Origin of the sequence: Bradyrhizobium dasycarpum (assembly GCF_042019905.1) — a bacterium.
Lineage (GTDB): Bacteria > Pseudomonadota > Alphaproteobacteria > Rhizobiales > Xanthobacteraceae > Bradyrhizobium > Bradyrhizobium japonicum_B.
In genome coordinates, this window is the sequence record NZ_CP169574.1 from 6,761,072 (window position 1) to 6,780,811 (window position 19,740).

General features: G+C 64.4%; 18 protein-coding genes and 1 pseudogene. 6 read left to right on the top strand and 13 right to left on the bottom strand.

The genetic code is table 11. The features are described 5' to 3' along the window. Positions 1-46: 46 nt before the first annotated feature. Positions 47-1,219, bottom strand: coding sequence for a hypothetical protein (locus ACETMP_RS32210; protein ID WP_375159291.1), 1,173 nt, complete (start codon positions 1,217-1,219; stop codon positions 47-49). Positions 1,220-1,534: 315 nt separating this feature from the next. Then, positions 1,535-1,807 (bottom strand): hypothetical protein, encoded by a 273-nt coding sequence (locus ACETMP_RS32215; RefSeq protein ID WP_375159292.1) that lies wholly within the window; start codon positions 1,805-1,807, stop codon positions 1,535-1,537. A 162-nt stretch (positions 1,808-1,969) separates the two neighbouring features. Here ACETMP_RS32215 and ACETMP_RS32220 point away from each other — a divergent pair, with 162 nt between their 5' ends. Then, a complete protein-coding gene (locus tag ACETMP_RS32220; protein WP_375159293.1) occupies positions 1,970-2,779 on the top strand; it encodes an extracellular solute-binding protein in 810 nt (269 codons plus the stop codon). On the opposite strand, the gene ACETMP_RS32225 is transcribed toward ACETMP_RS32220, so the two are convergent. Then, positions 2,753-3,451, bottom strand: coding sequence for an ABC transporter permease (locus ACETMP_RS32225; RefSeq protein ID WP_028137812.1), 699 nt, complete (start codon positions 3,449-3,451; stop codon positions 2,753-2,755). The two genes, ACETMP_RS32220 and ACETMP_RS32225, sit on opposite strands and share 27 nt — an antisense overlap. Further along, positions 3,448-3,819 (bottom strand): arsenate reductase (glutaredoxin), encoded by a 372-nt coding sequence (gene arsC, locus ACETMP_RS32230; RefSeq protein WP_049820337.1) that lies wholly within the window; start codon positions 3,817-3,819, stop codon positions 3,448-3,450. The genes ACETMP_RS32225 and arsC overlap by 4 nt, the downstream gene beginning before the upstream one ends. Before the next feature lie 407 nt (positions 3,820-4,226). On the opposite strand from arsC, the gene ACETMP_RS32235 reads away from it, so the two are divergent. The 4 genes from ACETMP_RS32235 to ACETMP_RS32250 all read left to right on the top strand — a co-directional run bounded on the left by ACETMP_RS32235 (position 4,227) and on the right by ACETMP_RS32250 (position 8,445). Further along, positions 4,227-5,078, top strand: a complete 852-nt coding sequence (locus ACETMP_RS32235; protein ID WP_375159294.1) for a 3-hydroxybutyryl-CoA dehydrogenase — start codon at positions 4,227-4,229, stop codon at positions 5,076-5,078. Between the two features lie 131 nt (positions 5,079-5,209). Next, the gene (locus ACETMP_RS32240; protein ID WP_375159295.1) at positions 5,210-5,674 is read left to right on the top strand and encodes a group III truncated hemoglobin; all 465 of its coding nucleotides are present in this window, start codon (positions 5,210-5,212) and stop codon (positions 5,672-5,674) included. Positions 5,675-5,937: 263 nt separating this feature from the next. Continuing rightward, a complete protein-coding gene (locus ACETMP_RS32245; protein ID WP_375162040.1) occupies positions 5,938-6,591 on the top strand; it encodes a ubiquinol-cytochrome c reductase iron-sulfur subunit in 654 nt (217 codons plus the stop codon). Between the two features lie 129 nt (positions 6,592-6,720). Continuing rightward, complete coding sequence (locus ACETMP_RS32250; RefSeq protein ID WP_028137808.1) at positions 6,721-8,445, top strand: methanol/ethanol family PQQ-dependent dehydrogenase; 1,725 nt, start codon at positions 6,721-6,723, stop codon at positions 8,443-8,445. 215 nt (positions 8,446-8,660) lie between these two features. Here the strand turns inward: ACETMP_RS32250 and ACETMP_RS32255 are convergent, their stop codons facing one another. From ACETMP_RS32255 to xoxF5, 7 genes and pseudogenes are all read right to left on the bottom strand, one after another. Then, positions 8,661-8,918 (bottom strand): hypothetical protein, encoded by a 258-nt coding sequence (locus ACETMP_RS32255; RefSeq protein ID WP_257175812.1) that lies wholly within the window; start codon positions 8,916-8,918, stop codon positions 8,661-8,663. 54 nt (positions 8,919-8,972) lie between these two features. Beyond that, complete coding sequence (locus tag ACETMP_RS32260) at positions 8,973-11,285, bottom strand: molybdopterin cofactor-binding domain-containing protein (RefSeq protein WP_375159296.1); 2,313 nt, start codon at positions 11,283-11,285, stop codon at positions 8,973-8,975. A 1-nt stretch (position 11,286) separates the two neighbouring features. Further along, positions 11,287-11,739 (bottom strand): (2Fe-2S)-binding protein, encoded by a 453-nt coding sequence (locus ACETMP_RS32265; protein ID WP_375162041.1) that lies wholly within the window; start codon positions 11,737-11,739, stop codon positions 11,287-11,289. A 620-nt stretch (positions 11,740-12,359) separates the two neighbouring features. Further along, positions 12,360-12,923: an S-(hydroxymethyl)glutathione synthase gene (gene gfa / locus ACETMP_RS32270; RefSeq protein ID WP_375159297.1), complete on the bottom strand. Its 564-nt coding sequence runs from the start codon at positions 12,921-12,923 to the stop codon at positions 12,360-12,362. 32 nt (positions 12,924-12,955) lie between these two features. After that, a pseudogene (locus tag ACETMP_RS32275) lies at positions 12,956-14,064 on the bottom strand (S-(hydroxymethyl)glutathione dehydrogenase/class III alcohol dehydrogenase). 60 nt (positions 14,065-14,124) lie between these two features. Further along, positions 14,125-14,616 carry a c-type cytochrome, methanol metabolism-related gene (locus ACETMP_RS32280; protein ID WP_375162042.1) on the bottom strand — a complete coding sequence of 164 codons (492 nt, stop codon included), beginning with the start codon at positions 14,614-14,616 and terminating at the stop codon, positions 14,125-14,127. A 108-nt stretch (positions 14,617-14,724) separates the two neighbouring features. Beyond that, positions 14,725-16,530, bottom strand: coding sequence for a lanthanide-dependent methanol dehydrogenase XoxF5 (gene xoxF5, locus ACETMP_RS32285; RefSeq protein ID WP_375162043.1), 1,806 nt, complete (start codon positions 16,528-16,530; stop codon positions 14,725-14,727). 512 nt (positions 16,531-17,042) lie between these two features. Between xoxF5 and ACETMP_RS32290 the strand changes: the two genes are divergently transcribed. Beyond that, positions 17,043-18,011: a helix-turn-helix domain-containing protein gene (locus ACETMP_RS32290; protein WP_126255566.1), complete on the top strand. Its 969-nt coding sequence runs from the start codon at positions 17,043-17,045 to the stop codon at positions 18,009-18,011. 57 nt (positions 18,012-18,068) lie between these two features. Here ACETMP_RS32290 and ACETMP_RS32295 read toward each other — a convergent pair whose 3' ends face one another. Continuing rightward, complete coding sequence (locus ACETMP_RS32295; protein ID WP_375159298.1) at positions 18,069-18,494, bottom strand: hypothetical protein; 426 nt, start codon at positions 18,492-18,494, stop codon at positions 18,069-18,071. A gap of 116 nt (positions 18,495-18,610) precedes the next feature. After that, a complete protein-coding gene (locus ACETMP_RS32300) occupies positions 18,611-19,612 on the bottom strand; it encodes a Bug family tripartite tricarboxylate transporter substrate binding protein (RefSeq protein ID WP_375159299.1) in 1,002 nt (333 codons plus the stop codon). Between the last annotated feature and the right edge of the window lie 128 nt (positions 19,613-19,740).

Consider the following 19,740-nt stretch of genomic DNA (forward strand, 5'->3'; position numbering starts at 1 on the left):
GAATATCAGCCGAGCACATCGCGGCTTTCGTTGCAGGAGTAGAGGATCAGGCCAGAGCGGCCTGGCGCTCCCGGGCCGGTTCGCGGCCTCGCTCGAGTTTCGCAGGCTCGGCGAGCCGCGTGAAACTGCGCTGGCTCGCCTGCGCGGGAGCCTCGACGATGACGCCCTCGCAGACGATCTGTCCGCCAAGCATCCTGAACTCGAGCTTGTCATAGCGCGGCATCGTCTCGCCGGGGGCGGGCGGCAACAGCCCGACGCTTCCCTGGATGTTCAGCGTGGCTTCGCCGGTGCCGTGAAGCCGCGGATTCCACATCCTGATCCCGCTTTCCGCCCAGCGCTGCCGGATCAGCGCGGTGCGGTCGGCGGGCTCCGCGGCTCTCGCGCGAACCTTCGGCACGCTGCGGACTTCCCGAGCAGGCGACACGAGCGCCGGCGCGATCTCGGTGATGACGCTGGCCGTGTCGGCGGGGTCGTGCTCTGCGGCCACCGCCGCGACGGGCGCAGCACTTTCCGCAACTACCGGCGCGAGGGCGGCCGCATCGTCCGGCGAAGGATCGCTGTCGACATCGGTCTCGGAGACAGGCTCTGCCAGGACGTCGGCATCGGCAGACGTGACGCACGGCGCGTCTCCGCTTCGCTCAACGTCCACGATGGCATCAGAGGAGCGATCGTCGTCTACAGCAAGGGCGGGGCCATCAAGCGGATCACGCCCGACCGCGTCGGGCGACGGCGATGTCTCCACTGCGGCCTCGGCCGCGACCGGATCGTTGCTGATGGCTGGCTCGGGAGCATCTTCCGCCGTGGTTTCGATCTCGGCGGCCGAAGCCTTCTCTTCGACGACCGGCTCAATGTCGGACGGCGCGTGCCGGGCGGAATCGTCGCCGGCGACGGCCTCGGTCGGCGCTGCCGGTGGGCTCTCCGCGATGACGGAGATCGCGGCATCATCCTCGGCGGACGGAGCCGCGTCCTCGCTCACGGCCTCGTCGAGCCGCGAGGCCGTGCTAATTTCGGCGACCTGAGTCGAAGCGACTTCCGCGACGTCTTGTGCCGGAACGTCTTGGGTCGGAACGTTTTGGGCCGGGACATCTTGGATCTCGATGTCCTGGGCAATGATGGACGAGACGTCTGCTGCGGGCGGTGTGGCGTCAATGCTACCGCCCTGCGGCACGGGCCGAAGCCGGGTGAACGCCCATTTCACCGCAGGGATACGGCGCAGCAACGATATCAGTCTCGAAAGCACTAGGCGTTGTCCAAGAGATACTCGGCGTGAAGCAATCGCTGATTCGCCAGCAATGTGAAAAACTGCCCCGGCCGTCACACCTCTGTCAATGTAGCCGAGATCAATTGCAGAACATCAAACAGAGTGGTCGGTGCCGGTGGGTGACCTGATGAAGTGTCAGTCATCACCGACAGACCAATCGCCGTGAAGTCCGAGCGTCCTCGGCCGCCGCCGACGTGACGCGACCACAATAGCCGCGTCACGCACGCTGCTTCGAAGGCGAAGGACGGCGAAGCGGGATTTTCGATCTTCCGACTATTTGCCGGCGCCCGCGCTGCCGCCGGTCTGGCCGCCCGTGCTGTTCGTATTGGTGCCGCCGACTGATGGTTGCTGCGCACCCTTGCCGTCGCTGGCCTCGTTCTGCATGTTCGACGAGCGTCCGGTCGTCATGCCCTTGGTGGCGGGACCTCGCGAGGAGGGGCCGACGTCGCTCTGGCCCGAGGCGCCCGGGGCGGGTTGTGTCTGCGCGACGGCGCTACCGGTCGCCAGCGCCATGATGCATGCCGATGCCAAGACGAGCTTCTTCATGGGATTCTCCTTGACTTTACATCCCAGACAATCCGCCTGCGCCGGCGACGTTCCTGCCGAATTGCGGCCATCGCTTCAACCCTGAGCGGTTGAACGTTGCTGGTTCCCGTCAACGTCCCAAGCGGCTATTGAGGGACCGTCATTGCTTGCTAGGAACGCCGCATGAGGAAGATTGCCACCCTTGGAGCGCTGCTGCTCTGGTCCACCATCGCGGTCGCGCAGGATCGCGCCATCACGGTCGCCTCGACCACCTCGACGGAACAATCAGGCCTGTTCGGCCATCTGCTGCCGCTGTTCGAGAAGGCCGAAGGCATCAGGGTGAAGGTCGTCGCCGTCGGCACCGGCCAGGCGCTCGACATCGGCCGGCGTGGCGATGCCGACGTCGTGTTCGTCCATGACCGGCCCGCCGAAGACAAGTTCATGTCGGAAGGGCAGGGTGTGAAGCGCTTCGACGTCATGTACAACGACTTCATCGTGGTCGGGCCAAAGAGCGATCCGGCGCGGATATCCGGCAGCAAGGATGTGGTCGAGGCGCTGCGCAAGATCGCGACCGCGAAGGCGCCGTTCATCTCGCGCGGCGACAAGTCCGGCACGCATGCGGCCGAGCTGAGGCTGTGGAAAGAGGCGGGTGTCGACCTCAATTCCGGCAAGGACAGCTGGTACCGGGAGATTGGTCAGGGCATGGGCCCGGCGTTGAACATGGCGTCGTCGTCGAACGCCTATGTTCTGTCGGACCGCGGCACCTGGCTTTCCTTCAAGAACCGCGGCGAGCTCGCCATCCTGACCGAGGGCGACAAGCGGCTGTTCAACCAGTACGGCGTCATGCTGGTGAATCCCGAGAAGCACCCGAACGTGAAGGCGAAGGACGGGCAGGCCTTCATCGACTGGCTCGTCTCGTCGAAGGGGCAGGACGCGATCGCCGGCTACAAGGTCGGCGGCGAGCAGCTATTTTTCCCCAACGCGCCCCACTAGCAGGAACGCGACGGTCGACACCGCCACGCTCAGCGCGAGCAGGATCAGTCCAAGGCCGAGCGCCAGCGGCAGGTCGCCCTTGCTGGTCTCCAGCGCGATCGCGGTCGTCATCGTGCGGGTGAAGCCGCGGATGTTGCCGCCGACGATGATGATGGCGCCGACCTCGGCGATGGCGCGGCCGAACGCCGCAAGAAAGGCCGTCAGCAGCGAGGTCCGGCCCAGCGCGAACAGGAGTGCCATGCTGCGCAGGGCCGACAGCCCGTCGATCCGCGCCAGGTCGCCGTACTCCGCCCACAGCAGGCTTGCGGGCCGGTGCACCAGGGCGACCACGATGGGAGCGGCCAGCAGCGTCTGCGCGATGATCATGGCGGCCGGCGTGAACAACAGCCCGGCCGCCCCGAGCGGGCCCGAGCGCGACAGCAGCAGGTAGAGCGCGAGCCCGACCACGACCGGCGGAAGGCCAAGCAGCGCGTTGGTCAGGACGATGATCACCTGCCGCCCGCGGAAACGGGTGATCGCGAGCAAGGCTCCGATCGGCGCGCCGATCATGAGAGCAATGATGCTCGCGGTCAGGCTGACGCGCACCGACAAGGCGACGATGCCGAGCAGCTCGGCGTCGGCTTCGCCGATGAGCGAGAACGCAGCGCCAATGGATCGTGCGAAGTCGTTCATCCGGCCTGACGCTGTTGCGCCGGCAGCAGATCGAGCACCCGTTCGGAGGGACGGCAAAGCCTGACGCCCTTCGGCGTCACGACGATCGGCCTGTTGATCAGAATCGGATGCGCCATCATCGCATCGAGCAGCTGATCGTCTGTCAGCGCCGGGTCGTCGAGCCCGAGCTCTGCGTAAGCGGGCGCCTTGTCGCGAACCGCCTCGCGCACCGAGATCCCCATGCGTGCGATAAGCTGCTGCAGCAATGCCCGCGATGGCGGTGTCTTCAGATATTCGACCACATGCGGCTCGATGCCGGCGTTTCGGATGGTTGCAAGCGTCGTGCGCGACGTGCCGCATTCGGGATTGTGGTAGATGATCACGTCCATTCGAAAAGCCCCCGCGCTCAGCAGCGGCTGAGCTGCTTCCGGACCCTCGCGCGGTCTCGCCGCGGCGAGCCGGCAACAGGCCTGTGGCGGACTAGACCACGATTCACGGCGCGATTTCCAGAAGCGGGCGCCGCGTGGTCCCATTCGTGGAGCTCAAGGGCGATCCGAAGCGTCCGGGCCGGCCCGTCTCTCCGCCGGGCGGCGCCGGGCCAAATTCGGGGGTCAAACCGCTTGCCGGGCGGCAAAATCGTGCCGTTTCGCGGCCGAGGGCGGCTTTATTCCGGCTCTGGATGCTTTAAGGAGAGGGCGGATCAGGTCGCGGCCGCGTTGTGGCGGTGCTAGACCCTGGTGCAGGAACAATGGGCCGTGCCGGCTGGCGCGCCCGCAAGGATGAAGGATATGAGGCAATGATCCAGACCGTTGGCATCATCGGGGCAGGGACCATGGGCAATGGCATCGCGCAGGTCTGCGCAGCGGCCGGGCTCTCGGTCGTGATGGTCGACATTTCCGATGCGGCCGTGAACCGCGGGCTTTCGACCGTCGGCGGCAGCCTCGAGCGCCTGGTCAAGAAGGAGAAGATGTCGGCGGCCGACCGCGACGCCACACTCAAGCGCATCACCGGCACCACCGACCGGGCGAAGCTGTCGGATTGCGACCTGGTCATCGAGGCCGCGACCGAGAACGAGGAGCTCAAGGTCAAGATCCTGAAGGACCTCTGCGCCACCTTGTCGCCGCGCACGCTGCTCGCGACCAACACCTCGTCGATCTCGATCACCAAGCTCGCCGCCGCGACCGACCGTCCCGATCGCTTCATCGGCATGCACTTCTTCAACCCGGTTCCGGTGATGGCCCTGCTGGAGCTGATCCGCGGCCTGCAGACCTCCGACGACACCCATGCCAAGGCGCTCGATTTCGCCAAGCGCGTCGGCAAGGTGGCGATCACCGCCAAGAACAGCCCGGGCTTTGCCGTCAATCGCATCCTGTGTCCGATGATCAACGAAGCGATCTTCGCGCTGCAGGAAGGGATCGCGACCGCGGAAGAGATCGACGCCGGCATGAAGCTCGGCTGCAACCATCCGATCGGGCCGCTGGCTCTGGCCGATCTGGTCGGGCTCGACACCATGCTTTCGGTGATGGAGGTCTTTTACAAGGGCTTCAACGATCCTAAATATCGGCCAGCGCCGCTGCTGAAGGAAATGGTCGATGCCGGCCATCTCGGCCGCAAGACCGGGCAGGGCTTTTACACCTACAGCGCCTGATCAGGCGGCCGGCGGCGGGCCTTCGCGCTCGCCGCCGGATCCCGCACTTTGCGCTGCGACAAAGACGCCGCGCGCAACCGGCCCGACAATGTCGAGCGGACCCGCGGGAACAACGGAACGGACACAGAGATATGTCGGATCGACTGAAGGCCGAGCGCGAGGCGGCGGCCGCACGGCGAAGCCTGCTGACGCAGGATGCGATCGAGCGCACCGGGATCACCGAAGAGATGATCGCGGAACTCGTCACCCGCTTCTATGGACGGGTGCGCGAAGATGCAAAGCTGGGTCCGGTGTTTGGAGTCGTGCAGAACTGGGACGAGCATCTCGCCAAGCTCAGGGATTTCTGGTCCTCGGTCGTGCTGATGAGCGGCCGCTATCACGGCTCGCCGATGCGGGCGCATTTGCAGCTCGGCCTGGCTGGTGATCATTTCGACCGCTGGCTCGATCTGTTCGAGCAGACCGCGCGCGAGGTCTGCCCACCGCCGGCGGCGGGCCTGTTCATCGACAAGGCGCGGCGCATCGCCGACAGTTTCGAAATGGCATCGGCAACCGTTGCCGGTTCGATCGCCGCACCGCGCCACGTGCTCAGGTCCTGACGGGACCGGCTGCCTGCAGCCTATGCAGCGGCGGTCGCGCTGCGTTTGCGCAGCGCGACGAAAAGCGCACTGCACCAATTCCGGTATCATCAGTCTGATCTGCAAAATCATCATGCCGATCGCGCGACGCGACGTTGCAATCGCGAAAACGCGTTTGGATGCATTCGGTCTGGCTCAATCAGTGCGAGTAAAGCCATATTGATGCACTGCGGCGCCAATTCTTCGCCTTGTTTTCGGCAGAGTTCCAGCGCCTGCTTGTGAACATGTCCCGCGCATCGTTCACCACCAATTGCTTATCGTCCGAAAGCTCCAGGGAACCCGACGCCGAGGGCTGTGCCGAGCAGACGCGGCGAACGGTCCTGCTTGGCGCGCTCGCCACCACCGCCTGCCTCGGTTGCTCCGCGCATGCGCGCGCAGGTGAGGACCCGCCGGGGGCCGACGAACGGCCCCAGAAAGGCGATGTGCTCGTCTACTCCGAAGGCGACAAGGAGGGAAAGCTGATCACCGCGGCCGATCTGAACGCCGGCGGACCGCCGGTGCATGCCTGGCCGAAGGATCCCAACACATCGGTCGTGCGCAGCGGCTCGCGGCTCAACGAGATCCTGATCATCCGGCTCGATCCCGCCGAGCTCGACGAGAAGACCCGCGCGCGGGCCGTCGACGGCGTCATCGCCTATTCGGCGATCTGCTCGCATGCGGGCTGCCCTGTCACCGCCTGGGTGAAGAGCGATGTCGGCGACAAGGAGGTGTTCAAATGCATGTGCCACAACTCCGAGTTCGACCCGCGCGCCGGCGCGCAAGTCGTGTTCGGGCCGGCGCCGCGACGGCTCGCCGCGCTGCCGCTGGCGCTGGCTGACGGTTCGCTCAGCATCGCCGGCAATTTCATGGGAAAGGTAGGTGGCACGCAGCCAGGATGATGGACGGTCGCGGGCCGGGCCCGTGTCGCGAAAGGCCGCATCCGCCAACGGCGGACGGGGGACGAACGACAAGAATTCACAACAAGAATTCAGAACGGATGAAAAAGGGGAACGTCCATGAAAACTTCCATGACCAGGAAGCAATGGTTACTGTCCGGCTTCGTCGCCTTCACGTGTCTTGCATCCACTGCCGCCGTGTCCGGTCCGATCGAGAATTACTCGCCGGTCACCGCACAGCGATTGGAGAATCCGGAGCCGAAAAATTGGATGCTCTACCGGCGCACCTATGACGGGCACGGCTATAGTCCACTCGACCAGATCAACACCTCGAACGTGAAGAACCTCACGCCGGTCTGGACCTTTGCCACCGGCGTGGTCGAAGGCCACCAGGCGCCGCCGATCGTCAACAATGGCGCGATGTTCGTGACGACCCCGATGGGGCAGGTGATCGCGCTCAACGCGAAGACCGGCGACGAATACTGGCGCTACAAGCGGCAGCTCCCTGACGATCTGTTCCAGCTGCATCCGACCAACCGGGGCGTCGGCTTGTGGGAGGACAAGCTCTACCTCGCCACCACGGACGATCACGTGGTCGCGCTCGACGCCAAGACCGGCAAGGTGGTGTGGGATACCAAGGTCCAGGACTACAGGAAGGGCCAGTACTTGACGCTGATGCCGTTGATCGTCGACGGCAAGGTCATCGTCGGCGGCTCCGGCGGCGAGTTCGGCGTGCGCGGCTATGTCGTTGCCTATGATGCCAAGGACGGAAAGGAGCTGTGGCGGACCTACACCATCCCCGGCGAAGGCGAGCCCGGCCACGACACCTGGCAGGGCGACGATTGGAAGAACGGCGGCGGTTCGGCCTGGATGACCGGCAATTACGATAAGGAGACCAAGACGATCTATTGGGGCGTCGGCAACGCCGCGCCGTGGCCCGGCGACTCCCACCCCGGCGACAATCTCTACACCTCCTCGGTGCTCGCGCTCGATCCGGACACCGGTAAGATCAAGGCCTACCACCAGTATCATCAGAACGATTCCTGGGATTGGGACGAGGTCGAGGCGCCCATGCTGATCGATCTGCAGCGCAACGGCCGCACCATCAAGAGTCTGGTGCATCCGGGACGCGATGCCATCTTCTGGGTGCTCGAACGGACTCCGACCAAGATCAACTATGTCGCCGGTTGGCCGTTCGTTCATACGGACGTCTGGAAGGGCATCGACGAGACCGGCAAGCCGATCGTGGATCCCGCGCACAAGCCGGTGATGGGCAAGCGCGTCGAGTTCTGTCCGTCGCTGTGGGGCGGCAAGGATTGGCCGTCGGCCGCCTATAGCCAGAGGACCGGCCTCGTCTACGTGCCTGCCAACGAGAATTTCTGCGGCGGATTCACCGGCGAGAAGGTCCCGCTCAAGCCGGGCGAGCTTTGGCTCGGCACCAAGCCGGAAGACATCGGCCTGAAGACGAGGCCGGGTGCGGATCATTTCGGCGAGCTCCAGGCCTGGGATCCCGCCACAGGCAAGAAGGTGTGGCAGCACAACTTCCCCAAGTCGCAACTGTTCGGATCGGTGACGGCGACGGCCGGCGACCTCGTCTTCGTCGGCGGCACCAACGACCGCAACTTCCGGGCCTTCCACGCCAAGACCGGCGAGCTCCTCTGGGAGCAGAAGACCAATTCCGGCATCGTCGGCATGCCGGTGTCCTACGAGATCGACGGCACGCAGTACATCGCGATTCAGTCGGGCTGGGGCGTGGACGCGCAGCGCATCCAGGACGCGCTGGTGACCAACAACATCGGCATCGAAGCCAATGTGCCCCAAGGCGGCGTCGTCTGGGTATTCGCGCTGAAGAAATAGCTCCGCGGGCGGATCGAAGACAGCGGAGCAGCAGGGGTGGGAATGCGGCGGACGGCAACGTCCGCCGCATTTTTGTTTGTGCGCTGGATTGCCCGCGGGCCGCATGCTCGTCGTCACGCCTGGGCCTGTTCCGGGCATCTACCTTCGTCGTGCCACGGCAAAGGCCGTGGATGGCCGGGATCGACCAGGCCATGACGGCATGAGCTCGCAAAAGCTTACTTGCCCTGGCGATCCACCTTGTCCTTTTCCTTCTGGTTCATCTCCTGAACCTTCGGATCGGGATTGTGCTGCCCGGTGGTCTGGGTGGTCGAGGCGGGCGGGGCATTGGCGTTGGGCAGCGAGGTCTGGTCCGGCGTGCTGGGACGGGTGGCCGAGGTCGGCGGCGCGGTATTGCTCTGGGCAAATGCGCCTGCGGCCGTCAAAAGAAAGGCGCTCGACAGCGACACTGCGAGCGCCTTTGAGAGGTTGGTCATCGATCTGCTCCTGTCAGATCGATGGAAACGGCGCGAGGCCGCTTCCGTTCCGTCTTACGCCTCCAGCTGCTTGCCGATCGGCAAGCTCCGGATGCGTTTGCCTGTCGCCGCGAAGATCGCGTTGATCAGCGCCGGCGCGAAGGGCGGGACACCGGGCTCGCCGACGCCGCTCGGCGGCGTGTCGGGTCCGGGCGGCACGATGTAGACGTTGGTCACCGCAGGGGACTCGTCGATCCTGACGAGCTGGAAGTCGTCGAAATTCTTCTGCTGCACCTTGCCGTCCTTGAAGGTGATCTCGCCGTATTTGGCGAGACTGAGGCCCATGATCGCCGCGCCCTCGATCTGCGAGGCGATGCGCTCGGGGTTGACATAGGTGCCGCAGTCGATCGCGGTGTCGACCCGCGGCACCGTCAGCTTGCCCTTGTCGTCGACGGCGACCTCGACGATGGTCGCGATGTAGCTGACGAAGCTGCGGTGCACCGCGATGCCCAGACCGTGGCCCTTCGGCACCTTGCGGCCCCATTCGCCCTTCTCCGCGACCAGATCGACCACCTTGCGCAGGCGCGCGGTGTCGATCGGGTAGCTGTCCTGGGGCTCGCCGTAGTTCCAGAGGTCCTTCACGTTCGGCTTGACGATGCGAGGCGAGCCGATCAGCTCGATCAGCATGTCTTTCTGGTCCCGACCGGTCGCCTGCGCGATCTCGCCGACCATCGATTGCACGGCGAAGGCGCGCGGGATGTTCGAGACCGAGCGGAACCAGCCGATGCGGGTGTGCGCAGCTGCCTCCGGATTCTCGCAGGAGATGTTGGCGATCTCGAACGGCAGGTCGGCGAGGCCCATGCCGATCTCGAACGGGGCCTGATGCACGGCGCCGGCGGCAAAGGTCGAGGCGATGCTGGGAGCCACGCTGCGGTGGCGCCAGGCAATCACCTTGCCGCTCTTGTCGAGGCCGGCCTCGATCCGCTCGACCGAGACGGTGTGCAGGAAGCCGTTGTGAATGTCGTCTTCGCGCGTCCACTGCACCTTCACCGGTGCGCCGAGCTCCTTCGACAGCAGGGCGGCTTCGAGCGCGAAGTCGCATTTCGACTTGCGCCCGAACCCGCCACCCAGCAGCGTGACGTTGACCGTGACATTGCCTTCGGGAATGCCGAGCGTCTTGGCGACATCCTCGCGGGTGCCGCCCGGGCTCTGCACCGGCGCCCAGATCTCGGCCTTGTCGCCCTTGACGTCGGCGACCGCCACCGGTGGCTCCATGCTGACATGAGCAAGATGCGGCAGGTAGTACTCGCCGACGATCACCTTGTCCGCGCCCTTCAAGGCCGCCTCCGCATCGCCCTCCTTGCGCACGACGAGGCCCGGCTTGCGCGAGGCCTCCTCGAGCTCCTTGCGGTAGGCGACCGAGTCATACTTGGCGTTGGCGCCATCGTCCCAGGTCAGCTTCAATGCGTCGCGGCCCTTGATCGCCGCGCCGGTGTTGCGCGCGATCACGGCGACGCCCCCGAGCGGCTGGAACTTCGACGGCCACGGCCAGCCTTGAACCTTCATCACCTTCTCGACGCCGGGGACCTTCAGCGCCGCCTCCGGATCGAACGAGACGAGCTTGCCGCCGGTCACCGGCGGGCGCGCGATCACGGCATATTTCATGCCCGGCAGCCGCACGTCGGCTCCGTAGCGCGCCTTGCCGGTGGTGATGTCGTGGAGATCGACCATGCCGATCTGGCCCTTGGTGAGGTAGCGGAAGTCCTTGGGGTCCTTCAGCTTGAGGCCTTCGATTGCAGGCACCGATTGCTTGGCGGCGTCGGCTGCGAGCTCGCCGAAGCCGAGCTTGCGGCCGCTGGCGCTATGGACGACCTCATGATTGACCGCCTTGACCTCGGTCGCCGGTACGCCCCAACGCTTCGCCGCAGCCTGCTCCAGCATGGTACGGGCAGCGGCGCCGATCTGGCGCATCGGGATCAGATAGTGCCGCGTGCTGCGCGAGCCGTCGGTGTCCTGGTTGCCGAACTTGACCTCGTCGCCGTGGGCCTGCTGCACCTTGACCCTGTTCCAGTCGGCCTCCATCTCCTCGGCCACGATCAGCGGCAGGCTGGTGCGCACGCCGGTGCCCATCTCCGATCGGTGCCCGACGATGGTGACGATGCCATCCGGGGCGACCGAAACGAACACGCGCGGATCGACCACGACGCCGTGCGGCATCTTGCCGGCGCCGGTCTCATAGGCGAGCGCCTGGCGCGACATCACGGGGGCGGCGAGGACGAAGCCGCCGGTGACGCCGAGCCCCTTCAGGATGCTGCGGCGCGAGACCTTCTCGACCCTGATATGCTTCTCGAAGCCGCGAAGCTTGCGGGGATTGTCGATGAAATTCATGTCACACTCCCGTCGATGCGAGATGGACCGCATTCTCGATGCGCTGGTAGCAGCCGCAGCGGCAGAGGTTGCCGGACATCGCCTCGCGGATCTGGTCATGCGAGGGCTTCGGGTTGTCCATCAGAAGCGCGGCGGCCTGCATGATCTGGCCGGCCTGGCAGAAGCCGCATTGCGGCACGTTGACCTGGCGCCAGGCCTTTTGCACCGGATGATCGCCGTTCGGATGCAGCCCCTCGATCGTCGTGACCTCGCGTCCGGCAACGTCGTTGACCGACGTGACGCAGGCGCGCACCGCCTGCTTGTCGACGATGACGGTGCAGGAGCCGCACAGAGCCTGGCCGCAGCTGAACTTGGTGCCGGTCAGCCCGACCTCGTCACGCAGGAACCAGAGTAGCGGGAGATCCGGGTCGCCGTCCCAGCTCTGTTCCTGTCCGTTGATCTTCACCTTGATCATGGTCATCCCTCGCTCTTCATAAGCATGCCAAATTGAAAAATCGCCGACGCCGGTCGGCGTAATGCCAGTTGCATCGCATCCCGGCCCACGATCCCGCACGGGCAGATCCCGGCAGGGGTCAGGAATACGAATCTCGATGTCCGGATGTGTTCGATACCTCCCGTTTGTTCTTGATTGTATGTCGCGCGGCATCGTGACGGCGCGATCGTAGCAGAGATCGCGCCCGCCCGGCGTTCACAGCCGGGTGTTCTCACCGGGAAAAGACTGCATCGATGATTTGTCAAAAGCAGGGCGCATCAGCGCGCCGCGTGCACGTCGCGTTCGTAAAACGGTGACTGCGGCGAAAAAGGCTTTGTCCGCCAGCAAGACTGTACGGACGAAGCAGGATGCCTCAGTCGAGGGAGGGAGAAACGCAGACGCCGGGACTTCGAGACGGAAGTGGGCGGCGCTACGCAGTCATTCAGAGACCAGGACTGAGGGAGCTCGTCACCCTCCTGGACACGTGAGTTGCAGAGGAGGCGGCATCGCCGCGATCGTCCCGGAGCCGGGGCCCGTCCGCTTCGCTGGCGCTGGTCGAAGCCATCGAGCGGACGGGGCCGGCGAACGTCTGGCGGCCTTGCTCAGGCAGCTTTGGCTTTGGCGACGTGGGTCGCGATCGCGTCCATCAGCGCCGGTGACAGGCAATCATAGGGCTCGAGCCCGATTTCCTTCAACCGCGCACGAATGCCCGCCATCTGCTCCGGCTTCACGCCCGACTCGATCACCGAGGAGACGAAGGCGGCGAATTGCGGCGCCTGCGAGCCCTGCTCCTGGAACAGCTCGGGGTGGATGAAATCGAGGCCGTAGAACGGGTGGCCCTTGTTCTCGATGCGGCCGTACATGTGGGTGCCGCAGGCCTTGCAGGCGTAGCGCTGGATCACCGCGGAAGGATCGACGATCTGGAGCTTGTCGCCGTTCTCGAGCACGGTGACGTTCTGGCGCGGCACCACGGCGACGACGGAGAATGTCGCGCCTTGCGGCTTCCAGCACTTGGTGCAGCCGCAGGCATGATTGTGGGCGACGTCGCCCTTGATGCCGACCTTAACCGGATGGTCCTTGCATTTGCAGACGAGCGTGCCGCCGGCAAAGCTGCCGCTGCCCTGTTTGAGGCCGTTGTCGATCGAGGGATGGAGTGCAACAGTCATGGGTCGATCCTCCTTGGGGTGACGGTTTCGGGCTAGAACACGACGACTGAACGGATGGATTTGCCCTCGTGCATGAGGTCAAAGCCCTTGTTGATCTCCTCGAGCTTGAGCACGTGGGTGATCATCGGATCGATCTGGATCTTTCCGTTCATGTACCAGTCGACGATCTTCGGCACGTCGGTGCGGCCGCGGGCGCCGCCGAACGCCGTGCCGCGCCAGTTGCGTCCGGTGACGAGCTGGAACGGGCGGGTCGAGATCTCCTTGCCGGCTTCGGCGACGCCGATGATGATCGAGGTGCCCCAGCCGCGGTGGCAGGCTTCCAACGCCTGGCGCATCACCGTGGTGTTGCCGGTGCAGTCGAAGGTGTAGTCGGCCCCGCCGTCAGTGAGGCCGACGAGGTGCTGGACGATGTCGCCGGTCACCTTCTTCGGGTTGACGAAGTGGGTCATGCCGAACCGCTTGCCCCACTCCTCCTTGGAGTCGTTGATGTCGACCCCGATGATCTTGTCGGCGCCGGCCATCTTGGCGCCCTGGATCACGTTGAGGCCGATGCCGCCGAGGCCGAACACGACCACGTTGGCGCCCGGCTCGACTTTCGCGGTGTTGACGACGGCGCCGACGCCGGTGGTGACGCCGCAGCCGATGTAGCAGCTCTTGTCGAACGGGGCGTCCTCACGGATCTTGGCGACCGCGATCTCGGGCAGCACGGTGAAGTTCGAGAACGTCGAGCAGCCCATATAGTGGTAGATCGGCTTGCCCTTGTAGGAGAAACGGCTGGTGCCGTCGGGCATCACGCCCTTGCCCTGCGTCGCGCGGATCGCGGTGCAGAGATTGGTCTTCTGGCTGAGGCAGCTTTTGCATTGCCGGCATTCCGGCGTGTAGAGCGGAATGACGTGATCGCCCGGCTTCACCGAGGTCACGCCGGGGCCGATCTCGCGGATGATGCCCGCGCCCTCATGCCCCAGGATCGACGGGAAGATTCCTCGCTGTCGAAGCCGTCGAGCGTATAGGCGTCGGTATGGCAGATGCCCGTCGCCTTGATCTCGACCAGGACTTCGCCGGTCTTCGGGCCTTCCAGGTCGACCTCGACGATCTCGAGCGGCTTCTTGGCTTCGAAAGCGACGGCGGCACGTGTCTTCATCGGTAGCTCCTCAAATTCTCATAAGACGCCAGGAATTGATCTTGGCAGTCCTCGTAGCGTTCACTTCTTGCCCATACAGGCGTCTTCCGCCTTGGTGTAGGCCTCTGTCTTCTCCTCCTTCTTGGAGGGACGCTGCCGGCCCCATGCTTCGGTGGAGCGGGCGCGGAGATAGACGTAGAGATCGTCCATGTAGCAGGCGACATTCGGATTGTCGCCGAAGGCCGGCATGACGTTCTCCTGTGCGGTCGAGATGTTCTTGCGACCGGAGGCCACCACGCCGAGGAAGTCGCCGTAACTCATCGTCTTGACGGAATCCTTGAGCGCGGGCGCGTAGGTGGAGCCCATGCCGTCAGGCCCATGGCAGACGTGGCAGTCGGAGTGATAGCGGCGGTATCCGGAATAGGTGAACCAGTCCACGGTGCCGTCGGCCGAAATCTTGTAGGTCGGTGTTCCCTCTTTATCGAGCCACTTGCCGTCGTCTTCCTTCTTCACCGCGGCCGGATCGCCCGGACCGTCCGCGACCGCAATTCCTCCGGACGCAACCAAGATCATCGCAGCAATGACAGAGCAGATTCTACGCAAGAGATTATCCTCGAAGGAGCCCGGGGAGACGAGCCGGCGCGTGGAGCTGATCCACGCGCCGGAGCGATGCTGATGGGCCTAGTTCGGCAGCGCGAACACGGTCAGCGTACCGCCGAGTGCCGTGTAGTTGCTGAGGGCCGCGTAGCCGCCGACTGCGCCGAGACCTGCGGTCGGATCGGTCAGACCTGCCGCCAGACCGATGCCGGCCCAGCCGCCGACGCCGGAGAGCACCGCGACGTACTGCTTGCCGCCGTTCTCATAGGTGGTCACGTTGCCGATGATGCCGGAGGGAGTCTTGAACTTGTAGAGTTCCTTGCCGGTCTTGGCGTCGACCGCCTTCAGATAGCCTTCGAGCGTGCCGTAGAACACCACGCCGCCGGCGGTTGCGAGCGCACCCGACCAGACCGAGAACTGCTCCTTGTTCGACCAGACGATCTTGCCGGTCTTGTTGTCCCAGGCGATGAAGTTGCCCATGTGGGTTTCGCCCGGGGGCGGGTACATCGAGAGCGTCGCGCCCACATAGGGCTGGCCCGCGGTGTAGCTCACCTTGAACGGCTCGTAGTCCATGCAGACGTGGTTGGTCGGAACGTAGAACAGCTGCGTGTCCGGCGAGTAGGCCGCCGGCTGCTCGTCCTTGGTGCCGAGCGCGGCCGGGCAGATGCCCTTGGTGTTCTTGTCCTCTCCGCCTGCTTCCGTCGAATACTGGGTGACCACCTTCGGACGGCCGTAGGTCGGGGAGTTCTTGTCCATGTCGACGCCGGAGGTCCAGTTCACCTTCGGATCGTACTTTTCGGCGACCAGCAGTTCGCCCGTCGCGCGGTCCATCGTGTAGGCGAGGCCGTTACGGTCGAAATGCGTCAGCAGCTTGCGCGGCTGGCCGTTGATCGACTGATCCGAGAGGATCATCTCGTTGACGCCGTCATAATCCCATTCGTCGTGCGGCGTCATCTGATAGACCCACTTGGCAACGCCAGTATCCGGATTACGTGCCCAGACGGTCATCGACCATTTGTTGTCGCCGGGACGCTGCTTCGGGTTCCAGGTCGAGGGATTGCCCGATCCGTAATAGACCAGGTTCAGCTCGGGATCGTAGGAGATCCAGCCCCAAGTGGCGCCGCCGCCGATCTTCCACTGATCGCCCTGCCAGGTCTTGAGGCTCGAGTCCTTGCCGACGGGCTTACCGAGCGCGGTGGTCTTCTCGGGATCGACCAGGATCTGATCGTCCGGGCCTTCCGAATATCCGCGCCAGACCAGCTTGCCGGTCTTGATGTCGTAGGCGGTCATGTGGGCCTGAACGCCGAACTCGCCGCCGGAGATGCCGACCAGCACCTTGTCTTTCACGACCAACGGTGCCGATGTGCCGGTCTCGCCCTTGCCGGGATCGCCGTTCTTGGCGCTCCATGCAACCTGACCAGTCTTGGCATCGAGCGCGACGAGGGTGGTATCGGCCTGATGCAGGAAGATCTTGCCGTCGCCATAGGCCACGCCACGGTTGACCGTGTCGCAGCACATCACGGGAATCACGTTCGGATCCTGCTTCGGCTCGTACTTCCAAATGATCTTGTTCTCCTGCGAAAGGTCAATGGCGTAGACCTTGTTCGGGAACGGTGTATGGACGTACATGATGTTGCCGATGATCAGCGGGCCGCCTTCGTGGCCGCGCAGCACGCCGGTGGAGAAGGTCCAGGCCACCTGGAGCTTGCCCACGTTCTGTGCGTTGATCTGGTTGAGCTTGGAGTATCGGGTGTTGGCGTAGTCGCCGGCCGGCATTACCCAGTCTTTCGGGTTCTGCGACATCTTCATCAGCTCGTCATTGGCTGAGGCGCTCCCGACGGCGAGAGCCGCCGCGGAGCCAAGAAAGGTCGCCAGTAGCACCTTGCGCATAGTCATTCCTCCGTTGGTCTCGTTATTTTTCCGAAGCTTTATTGATTCACCGGACTTCTCGTCCGGCGTCTGCTCGTGCAGGGCGGTCACGATCGGGACCAGAAACGATGCTGTGCTGTTTCCTCCTCCTGATGAGAGCCACGGGTCCACGTGCAGGAGCGGCCCGTTCTTGTTGTTCCTGCCGCAATCCCTAACGACTTCGTCATCGGGAAACTTGCCCAAGAGAGAACCCGGTTTGCTCGACAGCGCACGGAGGAAAAGATTTTGATTTTGCAGTAGCGAATTCAGCGGCTTCCGCGGGGCATGGAGGCGCTTTCAACGCTCAGGTTCCCCTTGACGGCGGTGCAACTAAGGCGGAGGATTAACTTTCAAGGGTGGCAATGGAACGATGGCGCTCGTGCCAAGAGACCGCTCAAATTCGAGGTAAACGTCACGCAATCACGGCTGAGGGCTTCAGCAAGCACTGGTCGCGATTCGCGTCGAATCTCCGGATCAAAACAGTGGCTGGATTAATGTCCGACACCATTCACACGCTCTCGACGACCGGTATGACGCCGAAGCGCCAGATCCAGAGCTGGATCGACGGGCTGACGAGCCTGTGTGGGCATTTCGACGTCGATCCGCTGGAGGCGTCCTCGCTCGAAGGCCGCATCGACTATACGAGCGTCTCGCGCCTGAAGCTCTGCCAGATCGAAGTGAGCCAGCATCGCATCGCGCACACGCTGGCGCGCGCCAAGGCCAATGAGCACCCCTACATCAAGATTCACTTCCAGACCTACGGCGTGTCATATTTCGAACAAGAAGGCCGTCATATCGAAATCAATCCCGGCGATATCATCGCCTATGACGTCTCCTGCCCACATTCGATCATCAGCCCGGCCTTCACGCGTCACGACGTGGTGATCGTGCCGAAGGCGCTGCTGCGCGACCGCGGCTTCCCCTCGCAGCGGATGCCGGCATGCAAGTTGTCGGCGAAGACGGGCACGGGACGGATCGCCCACGATTTCGTCCATGCGACCTTCGACGAGGCGGCCAAGCTGTCAGCGAACAGCGCGGTCGGCGTCGCCGATTCGCTGATCGACCTGCTGCTGCTGCCGCTGCGCGAAGCCGACACCATGTTCGACCGGGTCGGGCCCGAAGCGATGTATGTGCGCGCGCAGTTCTTCATCCGCGAGCATCTGCGTGATCCGGATCTGTGCATCGACCAGATCTCCGCCGAGCTCGGCTGCTCCAAGCGCTATCTGCACATGCTGTTCTCGGAGCGCGGCACCACGGTGAGCGACTACATCTGGCAGGCGCGGCTGCAGAACTGCCGCCAGGAACTCGAGGCTCACGCCGGCAAGACCATCACCGATGTCGCCTTCTCCTGGGGCTTCTCCAGCTCGTCGCATTTCAGCCGCGTGTTCCGGAAATATTTCGGCGTGGTGCCGTCCTCGATCCACAAGGCGCAGCAGAGCGCGGCGAACTCGAACGAGCATTAGATTAGACGCTGCCGAAGCCTCTGCCGCGATCAATTCGCTCGATGGACCAAATCCCGCTCACGCCGACGCAGACATGTAGGGAATGCTGGCCAGGAGAGCGGCAAGCAGCACGGCGTTGCAGAGCATTCCGCTCCAGTGCAGCCTCCGCAGCCGCCCCGCGGCACCGGGATCGCCAGCTTCGCTGGCGCTGAGCTGTTCGTCCATCCGCTGCAAGAACCAGCCGCGGCCGCCGATCGCGAGAGCTGCAAGCAGGCCGACGCCGATCGCGGCGAGCGGACGACCATCGAGCAGCAAAGCCACCGTCGCGATGAGTCCCGCAACGCGCATCACCAGAAAATGGGCGTTGAACATTCCGCGCAGCAGCATGCCGACCGGCCGGATGTCGAGCTTCACCAGCAGGAAGGCGGGCGAGGCAAGCGTGAAATAGCCCATCGGGAAGAGCAGGATGATCAAAACGGCGACGGCGACTGCATCCGGTGTCATGCGCTCGGCCCTTGTTGTCGGCGGAGACGCGCAATCATAGCGGCAGAATGCGTGTCCGGCACTGGACTTTGGTCGAGTCCCGGACCGCGAAGACCGACCGGCGCCTGCCCGGAGACTCAGGCCGGTTCGAGGCCGAGGGACTTCGCACTCTCGATCCAGATCGGCAATTCGCGTTGATAGAGTTCGTTGGTCTCCTTGAAGCCGATGGCAGGCTCGAGCACGAAGGTGGTGAGAACCTCCTTCACTTTCGGATCCTTGTTGGCCGCGACGCAGAGCTCCGCGAGACGGTCGACGACGGCCTGCGGCGTTGCCTTGGGCACGGCCCACCCCGAAAAGCCGCTGACGGTGAAGAATTTCGACGTCGCGCCCTGCTCGGGAAGGGTCTTGATGGCCGGAATTGCGTCGACCTTCTTCGAATGCACCGCGAACACGGTGCCGCGGTCGCTTTGCAGGACCGACTGGGCTGCCGTGTAGCTTCCCATCGCGACATCGAGCGTGCCTTCGAGCATCCCGGTCCACATCGGGGCCTCGCCACGGTAATGGATCGGCTCGATGTTGAGACCGTACTGCTTGTTGAGCTCGTTGATCGTCATGTGCGGGGCCGAGCCCGCGCTGTAAGTGCCGAAGTTCACCTTGCCGCTCTTGCGCGCGAAGGCAACGAAATCCTCCAGCGTCTTGACCCCGGTCTTCGGGTTGGCCACCAGCAACAGGCCGGCGCCCGGAATGACGCTGACGAGGGTCAGATCCTTGTCCATGTCGTAACCGGGATTCTTCATCACCACCCGGTTCATGATGTAGGTGGTCGAGATCGAGCAGAGGATGGTGTGGCCGTCGGGCTCGGCGCGGGCGACCTCCGCCGTGCCGATCGCGCCGGAAGCGCCGGGCTTGTTCTCGACGACCACGTTCTTGCCGACCTGCTTGGAGATGAATTCGCCGTAGGCGCGCGCGAGCAGGTCGGTCTGCCCGCCGGCGGGATAGCTGCAGATCATGCGAATTTGCCGCGACGGCCAAGGGCCTTGTGATGCAGCCTGCGCCGAGGCGCCGCGCGAGACGAACGGCATCGCGAATGCGCCGGCTCCGGCGGCGATGAAGTGGCGGCGATCGATTTTCTTGGACATGATTCTCTCCCGGTTCCGGGCAGGGTACTGCACCAGGCTGGCGCTGCCACGCGCGTCAGGCGAGACAGATTGGCGCATTCCGTCGGGCAGAGGCGAGGCATGGCGAGCGCGGCGTTGGTGGCCCGGAC